The sequence below is a fragment of the Pseudomonas sp. 2822-17 genome (assembly GCF_002742485.1).
Classification (GTDB): domain Bacteria; phylum Pseudomonadota; class Gammaproteobacteria; order Pseudomonadales; family Pseudomonadaceae; genus Aquipseudomonas; species Aquipseudomonas cyclaminis.
The window spans coordinates 1-13,995 of record NZ_LJRZ01000537.1; the positions used below are offsets into that span (position 1 = coordinate 1).

General features: G+C 62.3%; 12 protein-coding genes, 1 tRNA gene and 1 riboswitch. Of the genes, 7 read left to right on the plus strand and 6 right to left on the minus strand.

Annotation, left to right across the window (positions count from 1 at the left end; genetic code table 11):
- Position 1 precedes the first annotated feature (1 nt).
- The 3 genes from AOA60_RS22300 to uvrB form a co-directional block, all read right to left on the minus strand.
- Positions 2 to 77 (minus strand) — tRNA-Ala (locus AOA60_RS22300).
- A 147-nt stretch (positions 78 to 224) separates the two neighbouring features.
- On the minus strand, positions 225 to 1,706 hold the full coding sequence (gene gltX, locus AOA60_RS22305; RefSeq protein WP_099586258.1) for a glutamate--tRNA ligase: 1,482 nt from the start codon (positions 1,704 to 1,706) through the stop codon (positions 225 to 227).
- Between the two features lie 186 nt (positions 1,707 to 1,892).
- A complete protein-coding gene (gene uvrB / locus AOA60_RS22310) occupies positions 1,893 to 3,908 on the minus strand; it encodes an excinuclease ABC subunit UvrB (RefSeq protein ID WP_099586259.1) in 2,016 nt (671 codons plus the stop codon).
- A 342-nt stretch (positions 3,909 to 4,250) separates the two neighbouring features.
- Between uvrB and AOA60_RS22315 the strand changes: the two genes are divergently transcribed.
- Together AOA60_RS22315 and AOA60_RS22320 are read left to right on the plus strand one after the other, a co-directional pair.
- Positions 4,251 to 5,447, plus strand: a complete 1,197-nt coding sequence (locus AOA60_RS22315) for an amino acid aminotransferase (protein WP_099586260.1) — start codon at positions 4,251 to 4,253, stop codon at positions 5,445 to 5,447.
- A gap of 101 nt (positions 5,448 to 5,548) precedes the next feature.
- Positions 5,549 to 5,758: a hypothetical protein gene (locus AOA60_RS22320; RefSeq protein ID WP_099586261.1), complete on the plus strand. Its 210-nt coding sequence runs from the start codon at positions 5,549 to 5,551 to the stop codon at positions 5,756 to 5,758.
- A gap of 38 nt (positions 5,759 to 5,796) precedes the next feature.
- Here AOA60_RS22320 and AOA60_RS22325 read toward each other — a convergent pair whose 3' ends face one another.
- Positions 5,797 to 6,675 (minus strand): LysR family transcriptional regulator, encoded by an 879-nt coding sequence (locus AOA60_RS22325; RefSeq protein WP_099586389.1) that lies wholly within the window; start codon positions 6,673 to 6,675, stop codon positions 5,797 to 5,799.
- Between the two features lie 104 nt (positions 6,676 to 6,779).
- Here AOA60_RS22325 and AOA60_RS22330 point away from each other — a divergent pair, with 104 nt between their 5' ends.
- Positions 6,780 to 8,162, plus strand: a complete 1,383-nt coding sequence (locus AOA60_RS22330) for an aldehyde dehydrogenase family protein (protein ID WP_099586262.1) — start codon at positions 6,780 to 6,782, stop codon at positions 8,160 to 8,162.
- Between the two features lie 11 nt (positions 8,163 to 8,173).
- On the opposite strand, the gene AOA60_RS22335 is transcribed toward AOA60_RS22330, so the two are convergent.
- Positions 8,174 to 8,479, minus strand: a complete 306-nt coding sequence (locus tag AOA60_RS22335) for a protealysin inhibitor emfourin (RefSeq protein WP_099586263.1) — start codon at positions 8,477 to 8,479, stop codon at positions 8,174 to 8,176.
- A 28-nt stretch (positions 8,480 to 8,507) separates the two neighbouring features.
- Positions 8,508 to 9,572 carry a M4 family metallopeptidase gene (locus AOA60_RS22340; RefSeq protein WP_099586264.1) on the minus strand — a complete coding sequence of 355 codons (1,065 nt, stop codon included), beginning with the start codon at positions 9,570 to 9,572 and terminating at the stop codon, positions 8,508 to 8,510.
- 133 nt (positions 9,573 to 9,705) lie between these two features.
- On the opposite strand from AOA60_RS22340, the gene AOA60_RS22345 reads away from it, so the two are divergent.
- The 4 genes from AOA60_RS22345 (at position 9,706) to AOA60_RS22360 (ending at position 13,766) form a co-directional block, all read left to right on the plus strand.
- Complete coding sequence (locus tag AOA60_RS22345; protein WP_099586265.1) at positions 9,706 to 10,635, plus strand: DNA/RNA non-specific endonuclease; 930 nt, start codon at positions 9,706 to 9,708, stop codon at positions 10,633 to 10,635.
- 37 nt (positions 10,636 to 10,672) lie between these two features.
- A riboswitch (cobalamin riboswitch) is annotated at positions 10,673 to 10,867 on the plus strand.
- 114 nt (positions 10,868 to 10,981) lie between these two features.
- Complete coding sequence (locus tag AOA60_RS22350) at positions 10,982 to 11,992, plus strand: ABC transporter substrate-binding protein (protein ID WP_099586266.1); 1,011 nt, start codon at positions 10,982 to 10,984, stop codon at positions 11,990 to 11,992.
- A complete protein-coding gene (locus tag AOA60_RS22355) occupies positions 11,989 to 13,005 on the plus strand; it encodes an iron ABC transporter permease (RefSeq protein ID WP_099586267.1) in 1,017 nt (338 codons plus the stop codon). The genes AOA60_RS22350 and AOA60_RS22355 overlap by 4 nt, the downstream gene beginning before the upstream one ends.
- Positions 13,002 to 13,766: an ABC transporter ATP-binding protein gene (locus AOA60_RS22360; RefSeq protein WP_099586268.1), complete on the plus strand. Its 765-nt coding sequence runs from the start codon at positions 13,002 to 13,004 to the stop codon at positions 13,764 to 13,766. Before AOA60_RS22355 ends, AOA60_RS22360 begins: the two co-directional genes overlap by 4 nt.
- Positions 13,767 to 13,995: the final 229 nt, after the last annotated feature.

The following is a 13,995-nucleotide window of genomic DNA, read 5'->3' on the forward strand; positions in this document are numbered from 1 at the left end:
TTGGTGGAGCTAAACGGGATCGAACCGTTGACCTCTTGCATGCCATGCAAGCGCTCTCCCAGCTGAGCTATAGCCCCTCATCGGTGAGGACGGGGCGAATCTTAATGGCGGTTTGGAAGTGTGTCAAATTTATTTTCAACATTTTCCAAAGTTTTTTGCCGGGATAACAATCACTTACCGACGAAACCCCGGAAAACCGGGGTTTCGTCGCTGCAACGGCCTGCTTACGCGATAGCGCCCAGCAGCTTTTCCCACTCTTTGTTTTCTTTCTTCGACACACCACCAAGCAAATCAAGGGCTTGGCGCAGACGGAAACGAGTGAGGTCCGGACCGAGAATTTCCATCGCATCCAGCACCGACACCGAACTGGCCTGCCCGGTGATCGCAGCAAACATCAGCGGCATGGCGTCACGCAACTTCAACTCCAGGGATTCCACCACCGCCTGGATCGTCGCGGTGATCGCGTCCTTCTCCCACTGGCGCAGGCTTTCGAGTTTCCACAGGATCAACTGCATCAACTGGCGAACCTGGTCGCCCGAGAGCTTTTTGGACTCGAACAGCTTGGCATCCGGGTTCACGCCTCCGGCAAAGAAGAAGCTGGCCAACGGGGCGACCTGGCTGAACGTCTCCACCCTGCCCTGCACCAGTGGCGCGATCTTCATCATGTACTCAGGGTTCAACGCCCACTGCTGCAGACGGCTGGCGAACTCTTCCACCGGCAGATCACGCAACCACTGGCCGTTGAGCCACGACAACTTCTCGACATCGAAAATCGGACCGCCCAGGGACACGCGCGACAGGTCGAAGTTGTCGACCATTTCCTGCAACGAGAATTTCTCGCGCTCGTCCGGCATCGACCAACCCATGCGCCCCAGGTAGTTGAGCATCGCTTCGGGCATGAAGCCCATGCGCTCGTAGAAGGTCACCGAAGTCGGGTTCTTGCGCTTGGACAGCTTGCTCTTGTCCGGGTTACGCAGCAGCGGCATGTAGCACAACTGCGGCTGTTCCCAACCGAAGTATTCGTAGAGCAGGATCAGTTTCGGCGCCGACGGCAGCCACTCTTCGCCACGCAGTACGTGGGTGATGCCCATCAGGTGGTCGTCGACCACGTTGGCCAGGAAGTACGTCGGCAAGCCGTCGGTCTTCATCAGCACCTGCATGTCCATGCGGTCCCACGGGATCTCGACGTCACCGCGCAGCATGTCCGGCACCACGCACACGCCTTCGCTCGGCACTTTCATGCGGATAACGTGCGGCTCGCCGGCAGCCAGGCGCTGGGCCACTTCCTCCTTGGACAGCAGCAGCGCGCGGCCGTCGTAGCGCGGGGTTTCGCCACGGGCCTGTTGTTCGGCGCGCATCTGGTCCAGTTCTTCGGCGGTGCAGAAGCACGGGAACGCATGGCCCATATCGACCAGTTGCTGGGTGTACTGCTTGTAGATGTCGCTGCGCTCGCTCTGGCGATACGGGCCGTGCGGGCCGCCAACGTCCGGGCCTTCTGCCCAGGTGATGCCCAACCAGCGCAAGGCATCGAAAATCTGCTGTTCCGACTCGCGGGTGGAGCGCAGTTGGTCGGTGTCCTCGATCCGCAGGATGAATTCACCACCGTGCTGCTTGGCAAAGCAGTAGTTGAACAAGGCGATGTAGGCAGTGCCGACGTGGGGATCCCCAGTAGGCGATGGCGCGATGCGCGTGCGGACGGTGGTCATGGCAGGTCTCGAATGGGCGATAAAACTAAAAATTGAAACAAGGGGCGAATGGTAACAGCCTGGGTGATTTCTGGAAAACCAAGGCGCGGCCATCGGGGGCAAGCCCCCTCCCACACTTTGACTTGTGGACACCGTCAAATGTGGGAGGGGGCTTGCCCCCGAAGAGGCCAGTCCAGCCACCGCAGATCACACAGCCAGCAACCGCTCACGCAACTTGCCAATCTCATCCCGAGTCTGCGCCGCAGCCTCAAACTCCAGATCCCGCGCCAACTGGTACATCTTCTCTTCCAACTGGCGGATCCGCTTGGTGATCTCACTCGGCGAGCGCAGTTCGTTCTCGTATTTGGCGCTTTCCTCGGCGGCCTTGGCCATGCCCTTGCGCTTCTTGCTGCGCGAGCCGGGCACCACGGCGCCTTCCATGATGTCGGCGACATCCTTGAACACACCTTTAGGCGTAATACCGTGTTCCAGGTTGAACGCGATCTGCTTGTCGCGCCGACGCTGGGTCTCGCCAATCGCACGCTCCATGGAGCCGGTGATGCGGTCCGCGTAGAGAATCGCCCGGCCATTGAGGTTACGCGCCGCCCGGCCGATGGTCTGGATCAGCGAGCGCTCGGAACGCAGAAAGCCTTCCTTGTCGGCATCGAGGATCGCCACCAGCGACACTTCCGGCATGTCCAACCCTTCGCGCAGCAGGTTGATCCCCACCAACACATCAAACACACCCAGGCGCAGGTCGCGGATGATCTCCACGCGCTCCACGGTGTCGATGTCCGAGTGCAAGTAGCGCACGCGCACGCCATGGTCGGCCAGGTAGTCGGTCAAGTCTTCGGACATGCGCTTGGTCAGCGTGGTGACCAGCACCCGCTCTTCCAGCGCGACGCGCTTAGTGATCTCGGACAGCAGGTCATCCACCTGGGTCAGCGCCGGGCGGATTTCGATTTCCGGGTCCACCAGACCCGTCGGGCGCACCAACTGCTCGATCACGCGGCCGGCATGCTCGGCCTCGTAGTTGCCCGGCGTGGCCGAGACAAAGATGGTCTGCGGGCTGATCGCCTCCCATTCATCGAAACGCATCGGCCGGTTATCCAGCGCCGACGGCAGGCGAAAGCCGTACTCCACCAAGGTTTCTTTACGCGAGCGGTCGCCCTTATACATCGCGCCCACTTGCGGCACGCTGACGTGGGATTCGTCGATCACCAGCAGCGCGTCATCAGGCAGGTAGTCGTAGAGCGTCGGTGGCGGCGCGCCGGAATCACGGCCCGAAAGGTAGCGCGAGTAGTTTTCGATGCCGTTGCAGTAACCCAGCTCCAGGATCATCTCCAGGTCAAAGCGCGTGCGCTGCTCCAGGCGCTGGGCTTCCACCAGCTTGTTGTTGGCGCGCAGGTACTCCAGACGCTCGGCCAACTCCACCTTGATGCCCTCGATGGCGCCCATCAGGGTTTCACGCGGGGTCACGTAGTGGCTTTTCGGATAGAAGGTGAAGCGCGGCAGCTTGCGGATCACCTCGCCGGTCAACGGGTCGAAAGCCGACAGGCTCTCGACTTCATCGTCGAACAACTCGATGCGGATCGCTTCCAGGTCGGACTCAGCCGGGTAGATGTCGATCACATCGCCGCGCACCCGGAAAGTGGCGCGGGCAAAATCCATGTCGTTGCGGGTGTACTGCAGGCTCGTCAGGCGACGCAGCAACTCGCGCTGGTCGAGTTTGTCGCCACGGTCCACGTGCAGCACCATCTTCAAATAGGCTTCGGGGCTGCCCAGGCCATAGATGCACGACACGGTGGTGACGATGATCGCGTCCTTGCGCTCCAACAGCGCCTTGGTCGCCGACAGCCGCATCTGCTCGATGTGGTCGTTGATCGACGCATCCTTCTCGATAAAGGTATCGGAGGACGGCACATAGGCTTCGGGCTGGTAGTAGTCGTAGTAGGAAACGAAGTATTCGACTGCGTTATTCGGGAAGAACGCCTTGAATTCGCCGTAAAGCTGCGCAGCCAGGGTCTTGTTGGGCGCCAGCACCAGCGTTGGGCGGTTGATCTGCGCGATCACGTTGGCGATGCTGAACGTCTTGCCTGAACCGGTCACCCCGAGCAACGTCTGGTGCGCCAGGCCGGCCTCGATGCCTTCGACCATCTGGCGAATGGCTTCCGGCTGATCGCCGGCGGGTTCAAAGCGGGTGACTAGTTGGAAATCCGACATAACGTACCTCTTGAAGTCACCCCGGACTGTAAACCCGCCGAGGACGAAATAGACCACCCCTCGCGAATATTCAGAGCGAGCGGTAGGAAAAAACCATGATAGCCATACAAGTGGTGGCGAATGTGACGGGTTTCAAGGCAATCGTCCTATCTGCCGTCCAGGATCAATGTTGCAATAAGACTAACGGTCAGCAAATAAACCGAAAAACTTGGCCGAAAAGCCGTTTCGGTTGTCGCCCTCAGCCGTGATGGCCTCTATACTAGCTCCCCGTTTGTGCACCGCTCTAGTGCATTCGGCTGGAGCGCGACACGTCCCTCCTTTCCCCCATAGAGCTGCCGCAAAATGAGCCTGTTCTCCGCTGTCGAAATGGCACCACGCGATCCTATCCTGGGCCTCAACGAAGCATTCAACGCCGACACACGAACCACCAAGGTCAACCTTGGCGTAGGCGTTTACTGCAACGAGGAGGGGAAGATTCCACTCTTGCGTGCCGTTGCCGAAGCGGAAGCCATTCGCGTGGCGCAACACGCCGCCCGTGGCTACTTGCCGATCGACGGCATTGCCGCCTACGACAAGGCCGTGCAAACCCTGCTGTTCGGTAACGATTCGCCATTGCTCGAAGCCGGTCGTGTCGTGACCGTCCAGGCCGTGGGTGGCACCGGCGCCCTGAAGATCGGCGCTGACTTCCTCAAGCAACTGCTGCCAGACGCCGTCGTCGCCATCAGCGACCCGAGCTGGGAAAACCACCGCGCCCTGTTCGAAACCGCCGGTTTCCCGGTGCAGAACTACCGTTACTACGACGCCGCCACCCACGACGTAAACCGCGCCGGCCTGCTCGAAGACCTCAACGCCCTGCCGCCGCAGTCCATCGTGGTGCTGCACGCCTGCTGCCACAACCCGACCGGCGTCGACCTGAGCCCGGCCGACTGGCAGAACGTGCTGGACGTGGTCAAGGCCAAGAACCTGGTGCCGTTCCTCGACATGGCCTACCAGGGCTTCGGCGACGGCATCCACGAAGACGCCGCTGCGGTGCGCCTGTTCGCGGAATCGGGCCTGACCTTCTTTGTCTCCAGCTCGTTCTCCAAGTCGTTCTCGCTGTACGGCGAACGTGTGGGCGCGCTGTCCATCGTTGGCGATTCCAAGGAAGAAAGCGCGCGCATCCTGTCCCAGGTCAAGCGCGTGATCCGCACCAACTACTCCAACCCGCCGACCCACGGCGCCGCGATTGTGGCCGCTGTGCTCAACAGCCCTGAGCTGCGCGCCCAGTGGGAAGCCGAACTGGCCGAAATGCGCCTGCGCATCCGCGGCATGCGCGAGCAGATGGTCGCCGAACTGGCCAAGGCTGCACCGGGCCACGACTTCAGCTTCGTCGGCCGCCAGCGTGGGATGTTCTCCTACTCCGGCCTGACCGTTGAGCAAGTCACCCGTCTGCGCAGCGAGTTTGGCATCTACGCGCTGGATACCGGACGTATCTGTGTGGCGGCGCTGAACCAGTCGAACATTGGTGCGGTAACAAAAGCGATTGTTCAGGTTCTATAACCCGGCCAGCGCCATACAAAGGGGGAAGCCAATGGCTTCCCCCTTTTTGTTGGCCAAGCCACTAGACTGAACCCCGACCGCCCCTTTGCTGTGAGAGCCCTATGCGAAACGATGACCTGGACCTGCGCGCCGACCGCGACGAGTTGCACGACTACACCCCGCGAGCGCCGCAACCCAAGCGCCAGAAAAGCCTGGTGCTGCAAGTGGCACTGGGGGTGTTCCTGGGTGGATTGGCGTTGTGGCTGGTGCAGTTGGGCGCGACAGCAATAATGGCCAAACTGGCCATGGGCACCTTCCAGTTCGGCGGCTGAAACCGGGTCAATGTGGGAGGGGGCAACCCCCTCCCACATTAAGACACCGACGCTTCCAGATTGCGTTCCTCCAACAACTTCACAAAGCTGCTCAAACTCTGTGACACCGTGCCCCGCCGCCAGATCAGCCAGGTATTCAGCAGGCGAAAACTGTCCATCAACGGCCACACACTCACCGCCGCAAACCCCGGCATGCTTTCCAGCATGCTGCGCGGCATCAGCGCCAGCCCGGCCCCGGCGCTGACGCAGGCGAGCATGCCGTGGTAGGACTCGATCTCGAAGATCTTGCCTGGCACCGCGCCATCCTGTGAAAACCAGCGTTCGAAGTGATGGCGATACGAGCAGTTCGAGCGAAACGTATAGATGTTCTCGCCATTCACGTCCTGCCCTCGGGTGATCGGTGCGTGGTGCAGGGGCGCGATCACTACCATCTCCTCTTCAAATACCGCCACGCCTTCCAGGGTCGAATGCAGCACCGGCCCGTCGACAAAGGCGGCGGCCAGGCGCCCCGACAGCACGCCTTCGATCATGGTGCCCGACGGGCCGGTGCTCAGGTCCAGCTCGACCTTGGTGTGTTTCTGGTTGTACGCCGCGAGCAACGCCGGGATACGTACCGCCGCCGTGCTCTCCAGCGAGCCAAGGGCAAACGCGCCCTGGGGCTCTTCCCCCGCCACGGTCGCACGGGCCTCCTGCACCAGGTCCAGGATGCGCCGGGCATAACCGAGGAAGTTCCATCCGGCCGGTGACAGCCGCAGGCGGCTCTTCTCGCGGATAAACAGCTCCACGCCAAGATCCTGCTCCAGCTGCTTGATCCGCGTGGTCAGGTTCGACGGCACGCGATGAATCAACTGCGCGGCGGCGCTGATGCTGCCTTGCTCGGCAACGGCCTTGAAGATTTCCAGCTGCACCAGGTCCAAGTCATTCTCCATTCGTGAATGTATTGCTTAATATTATTCAGTTTCCAGAAAAGAGCCAGCCCCGTACGCTGACCTCCATTCCAACGTACACGCAGGACGGTGCCATGAACGCGACTACCCACGCTTTATCGATCAACCCCGCCAACGGCGAAACCGTCGGCAGCTACCCGTACGAAACCACAGCGCAACTGGACGCCGCCCTGGACCGCGCCACCATCGCCTTCCGCACCTGGCGCCGCCAGCCGGTCAACCAGCGCGCCGAGTTGCTTCTTGCACTGGCCGCCGCCCTGCGCGAGCAAGCCGAAGCCATGGCGCAGATGATCACCCTGGAAATGGGCAAACCCATCGCCCAGGCCCGTGCCGAAGTGGAAAAATGCGCACAACTGAGCGAATGGTACGCGGCCCAAGGCCCGGCCATGCTCGCCCCGGAGCCGACCCTCGTCGACAACGGCACCGCCCACATCGAATACCGCCCGCTGGGCCCGATCCTCGCGGTGATGCCGTGGAACTTCCCAGTGTGGCAAGTGCTGCGCGGCGCCGTGCCGACCATGCTGGCCGGCAACACCTATGTGCTCAAACACGCGCCAAACGTGATGGGCAGCGCCTACCTGATCCAGCAAGCCTTTCAGAAAGCCGGCTTCGCTGAAGGCCTGTTCGAAGTGATCAACGTCACCACCGAAGGCGTGTCCAAGGCCATCGCCGACCCACGCATCGCCGCCGTTACCCTCACCGGCAGCGTGCGCGCCGGTATCGCCATCGGCTCCCAGGCCGGTGCCGCGCTGAAAAAATGCGTGCTGGAACTGGGTGGCTCCGACCCGTTCATCGTGCTCAACGACGCCGACCTCGATGCCGCCGTACAGGCCGCGCTGATCGGCCGCTTCCAGAACAGCGGCCAGGTCTGCGCCGCCGCCAAGCGCCTGATCATCGAAAAAGGCGTGGTTGAAGCCTTCACCACCAAGTTCGTCGAAGCCAGCCGCGCCCTGGTCATGGGCGACCCGACGTCAGCGGCCACCTACATCGGCCCAATGGCCCGTTTCGACCTGCGCGACGAGCTGCACGGCCAGGTCCAGGCCACCCTGGAAGAAGGCGCGACCCTGCTGCTGGGTGGCGATAAAGTCGCAGGCAACGGCAACTACTACGCGCCGACCGTTTTGGCCAACGTCACCGACCAGATGACCTCGTTCAAACAGGAGCTGTTCGGCCCGGTAGCCTCGATCATCACCGCCCGCGACGCCGACCACGCCGTGGCCCTGGCCAACGACAGCGAGTTCGGCCTTACCGCGAGCATCTTCACCACTGACGCGGCGAAGGCGCGGGACATCGCCAATCAACTGGAAACAGGCGGGATCTTTGTCAACGCCTTCAGCGTCTCCGACCCACGGGTGGCGTTTGGTGGCGTGAAGAAAAGTGGATTCGGCCGCGAGCTGTCGCACTTTGGTGTGCGCGAGTTCTGCAACGCGCAGACGGTATGGCTGGATCGCAAGTAACCCCTTGGGGTTCAACAGCGAACATGCCGCCGCACGCACTGCACCAACCCATCCAGGGCCGGGGACTTCACCGGCGCGAGCACACACACTGTGTGCTCGCGCTCACCCTCGCTGACCGTCAGGGTGTAATGCACCTGGCCCGGTTTGCCAGGCTCAGGCGCCGTGCTTTGCGGCAACTTGAAGAAGTCTGAAGCTTCGATCAGTTGCCGCAACTCCTGCTGTTGCGGCTCGGGCAGCTTCTCCAGCTCCACACTGTTCGGTTTCGCCAGGCCCGGAAAAAATGCCGGGCCGCCGTTTTCCTTGATCGAAATTCGCATGGCTGTTCCTCACCGCCCTGGCGGCTTGTCAGACGTTGATGCCCACGGCTTTCCAGCCTGCCTTGACGGCCTTCTGCTCATCCTTGTTCGCCCCGTACAAACGACCGGCGACGTCGTAGGTGATGCGCGCAAAACGCAGGAACCCCGAGTTCGGCCGCAACCGTGCATCGCGCAGGGCGTCATACCAGATGCGCCCTGCCCGCTCCCAGGCAAACCCGCCGATCTTCGTTGCCACCTGATAGAACGCATGGTTGGGAATCCCGGAATTGATATGTACGCCGCCATTGTCGTCATAGGTTTGCACAAAATCATCCATATGCCCCGGCTGCGGGTCCTTGCCCAGCAGCTTGTCATCAAACGCGGTGCCCGGTGCCTTCATCGAGCGCAAGGCAGTGCCTTTGATTTTCTTGGTGAACAACCCTTTGCCGATCAGCCAGTCGGCGTCCTCGGCCTTTTGCTGCAACGCGTACTGCTTGATGAGTGAGCCGAACACATCCGACAGCGACTCGTTCAACGCACCGGATTGATTGAAGTACATCAACTTGGCCTCATCCTCAGTCACGCCGTGGGCCAGTTCATGGCCGATCACGTCCAGGGCCACGGTGAAGCGGTTGAACAACTGCGCATCACCGTCCCCGAACACCATCTGCGTCGAATTCCAAAACGCATTGTTGTAGTCCTGGCCAAAATGAACGGTGGCGTCCAGCGCCATCCCGGCATCGTCGATGGAGTTGCGGTCGAACACCTGGTCGAAAAAGTCGAAGGTGGCGCCCAACCCATCATAGGCTTCGTCCACTGCGGCATCACCACTGGGAGGCTGGCCTTCAGCGCGGATCAGCTTGCCAGGCAGGCTGTCGGAGCCTTCGGCACTGTAGATCGAGCGGCGTTTTTCGGCGCCGATGGCCAGGGCCATATGCGCGGGGCCCTTGGCGGGCACCGCGACCATGCGCAGCGAACGGAACGTGCTGTCCTTGGCCCGCGTACGCAACGCGACGTCGCGCTGGGCTTTATCACCGTGGCGCGCGATCTGGTCGAGCATGTACGGCGGGATCAGGCAAAAAATCGGATTGCGATGAGGCTGGCGAACACACATTGGCTGGCTCCTTTTGCGAGGGGTGAGCGTCTGGACGACCGTTTTCAGGATAGCCGCCATGGCTTGACTCGACATCAATTGTCATCAACCTATGTTGCAGTCATGTTGATCCAACCCCCGTGAGGACCGCCCGATGCCAGCACGTAAAGCCAACGCCGACCTGACCTATCGCCCCCGGCTCGCCGACCTGCGGCCGCTGCTCGCGGCCAGCCCAACCCTGTTGGAAGCCCGGGCCGCGACGCCGCGTGTCACCCCGGCCAAAGACCTGAAAAACCGCCAGGGGTACGCCGACGATTTCCTCGGTAGCTTCGAGGTGCCCTGGCCCACCGTGGCGCAGGCACTGGCGCCTGACGCGCAGCCAAAGCGCCTGGACTACACGCATTTCTCCATCACGATGTCACGCGCCCGACGACTGGCACTCTACGTGGGCGTCAATATCGACGGCGGAAAACACGTGGATATCGTGCGCAGCAACGACACCTGGGCCTACGACGGCCGCCTGCCCACCGACGCCCAGATAGGCGAAGACCTCTACGCCGGCAATGGCCTGGATCGCGGCCACTTGGTGCGGCGCCAGGATCCCAATTGGGGCGACGAGGCAAAAACCGCCAACCTCGATACGTTCCATTTCACCAACTGCTCACCGCAGATGAGCGGCTTTAACCAGAAGACCTGGCTGGAGCTTGAAGACTACATCCTCGACAACACGCAACGCTGGAAAGCGCGGGCCACGGTGTTTACCGGGCCGGTGTTCGGCGACGATGACCGCGTGTACCGGGGCGTCAAAATCCCCAAGGCGTTCTGGAAAGTGGTCGCCTACCTCAGCGACGACGGCAAGCCGTCGGCCAGTGCCTACATGATCGACCAAAGCCGCGAATTGGGTCAGCTTGAGCTGGTATTTGGCCAACTGCGGACCTACCATCGCAGCGTGATCCAGATCGAGCAATTGACCGGCATCCGTTTCGGCAACCTGGCCGACTACGACGGGTTCAGCAACGAAGAGCGCGCCACCGGCACGCGAATTGAAGCGCTGATCCAGGGCCCCCAAGACATTCGTCTGTGAGCCACTGAACTTCAGCCTCCCTCTGCGAGGCTGAATCAACTACCATACCGCCGCCGGTTCCCCCACGGGACTAATAGGGAATTCGAAACGCCGCCCGCGGCGCCAATCGAAACTGCCCCCGCAACTGTAGGTGCCGAGCCTGCTCCTTAACGCCACTGGACCTCGTCCGGGAAGGTCGGAGCGTGGCGACGACGCATCAGTCAGGAGACCTGCCGGCCCAGCACAATCACTAACCGGCGGGGTGTCCGGGAAGGACATCCTTGCCTGCCCGACCGGCAGCGTTCGAGGGCGTATTTCCGAGCCGTACTGCCCCTGTTTCAACTACGGTTCACACGGAGATCGCCCGATGCTGCCACGCGTTATTGCCCTGATCACCGGCCTGGGTTTCTGTGCCCTGGCCCAAGCGGCGCCCACTCACTACCCGCTGACGGTCGAAAACTGCGGCAATGCCGTGACCTTCCCGCAAGCTCCTGCGCGCAGCGTGACCATCGGCCAGGCCGCCACCGAAATGCTGTATGCCTTGGGCGTCGGCGATAAAGTGGTCGGCACCTCGCTGTGGTTCAACCGTGTGCTGCCCCAGTACCAGGCGCAGAACGACAAGATCGAACGCCTGGCCAACAACGAGCCGAGCTTCGAAGCCGTGATCGCCAAGCGCCCGCAACTGGTGGCTGCCGAGCTGGAATGGGTGGTCGGCCCGCAAGGTGTGGTGGGCACCCGCGAGCAATTCCATGAACTGAAGATCCCGACCTACCTGCTGCCCTCCGACTGCGAAGGCAAGGACAACCTGGTGGGCGCCGACGGCACGCGGCTGGAGCCGTTCCGCATCGAAACCATCTACAAAAGCATCAGCCAACTGGCCGAGATTTTCGACGTACAGGCGCGCGGCCAACAGCTCAACGATGACCTCAAGGCGCGCCTGGCCAAGTCCGTCGCCACCGTGCAGAGCAAGGGCCTCAAGCACGCCAGCGCGCTGGTGTGGTTCTCCAGCTCCGAGATGGCCAGCGACCCGTATGTGGCCGGCCACAAGGGCGTCCCCGAATTCATGCTCGAAACCCTCGGCCTGCACAACGTGGTGCAGTCCGATGAAGAGTGGCCCGCCGTCGGCTGGGAAACCATCGCCAAGGCCAACCCGACCTTCCTGGTGATCGCCCGCATGGACCGCCGCCGCTACCCCGCCGACGACCATGAAAAGAAACTCGCCTTCCTGCGCAGCGACCCGGTCACGCGCAACATGGACGCGGTGAAAAACAACCGCATCATCATCCTCGACGCCCTGGCGCTGCAGGCCAGCATCCGCACGTTCGATGGCCTTGAACAACTGGCTGGCGCCATCGACGGCTACGACCTGCACAAATGAATAAAAGCGTGATCCGCACCCTGCTCGCCCTGACGCTGCTATTGATCGCCGTACTCGCCGGCGTGGCCATCGGCGAAACCGCCATCGAGCCGCAAGTGGTGCTGCAAGTGCTCGCCAACAAACTGTGGAACGCCGGCTACCTGCTCGACCCCATCGACGAAGGCGTGGTGTGGAACTACCGCCTGACCCGCGCCCTGGTCGCCGCCGCGTGCGGTGCGGGGCTGGCCACCTGCGGGGTGATCTTGCAGTCGTTGCTGCGCAACCCGCTGGCTGACCCTTACTTGCTGGGCATCAGCGCCGGCGCATCGACCGGCGCGGTATTGGTCGCGCTGATGGGCGTGGGCGGCGGGTTGATTTCGCTGTCGGCCGGCGCGTTTGTCGGCGCCATGGCGGCGTTTGCCCTGGTGATCCTGCTGGCGCGGGCCAGCAGCTCCATGAGCGGCACCGGCCAGATCATCCTTGCAGGCATCGCCGGTTCGCAGCTGTTCAATGCGCTCACCGCATTCCTGATCACCAAGTCGGCCAGTTCCGAGCAGGCCCGCGGCATCATGTTCTGGCTGCTGGGCAACCTCAGCGGCGTGCGCTGGCCGTCGGTGTGGCTGGCGGTGCCGGTGGCGGTGGCAGGCTTGGCGGTGTGCCTGTGGCATCGGCGTGCGCTGGATGCGTTCACCTTTGGCAGCGACTCGGCGGCGTCCCTTGGCATTCCGGTACGCCGCGTGCAATTTGTGCTGGTGGGCTGCGCGGCACTGGTGACGGCGGTAATGGTGTCGATTGTCGGCTCCATCGGTTTTGTCGGCCTAGTGATCCCCCACGCGGTACGCCTGCTGCTCGGCACTGGGCACTCGCGTTTGTTGCCGGCCAGCGCCTTGGGCGGCGCGCTGTTTTTGATCGCGGCGGATGTGCTGTCGCGCACCTTGATCAAAGGCCAGGTGATTCCGGTGGGCGTGGTCACGGCCTTGGTCGGCGCGCCGGTGTTTGCGTTGATCCTGATCGGCCGGAGGAACGCGCGATGAGCGTACTCAGTTGCACCGGCCTGGGTTTCAAGGTGCGCGACGCCGAGTTGCTGCGTGACATTCATCTGGAGGTGCAGTTGGGCGAGACGTTGGGGATTGTCGGCCCGAACGGCTCCGGTAAATCCACCTTGCTCAAACTGCTGGCGGGCTTGTGCACACCGGCGTCAGGTGAGGTGCGGCTGGGCGGCGAGCGGCTGGGCGACCTTTCGCGCCGCGCCATTGCGCAGCAGTTGGCCGTGGTGGAGCAACAAGCCGACACCGACGATGCCATCCGCGTGTTCGACGCCGTGGCGCTGGGCCGCACGCCGTGGCTGTCGGCGCTAAGCCCGTGGTCCAGCGACGACAACGCCATCGTCGTCCAGGCCCTGCACGACGTGGACGCCACCCACCTGAGCCAACGCGCCTGGCGCAGCCTCTCCGGCGGCGAACGCCAACGCGTGCACATCGCCCGCGCCCTTGCGCAACGGCCGCAGATCCTGTTGCTGGATGAGCCGACCAATCACTTGGATATCCAGCATCAACTGGCGATCCTGAAGGGCGTGCAGGGGTTGCCGGTGACGACATTGATTGCGCTGCATGATCTTAACCAGGCGCTGACCTGTGATCGCTTGGCCGTGCTGGATCGCGGGTGTTTGGTGGCGTTGGGCACACCGCTGCAGGTGCTGACGCCGCAACGCTTGCAGGACACGTTTGGGGTGCAGGGACACTACCTGACCGACCCGTTTGATGGGGCGCAGATATTGCGGTTGCGCTCCAACTGAGTCACTAGGATTGTTGTGGCTGATGAGTCCTTTGTGACACCTTGGCCTGCTGTGGCACATGAGTTCTTTGTGACATGTGAGTGCTTTGGGGCAGGTGAGTTCTTAGTGGCATGTGAGCTCTCTGTGGTGAGCGGGCTTGCCCCGCGCTGGGCTGCGAAGCAGCCCCAATAAGACCGCCAAGATTCTTCAGCAAAACCTCAGCGTTTGGTTGGGGGCTGCTTCGCAGCCC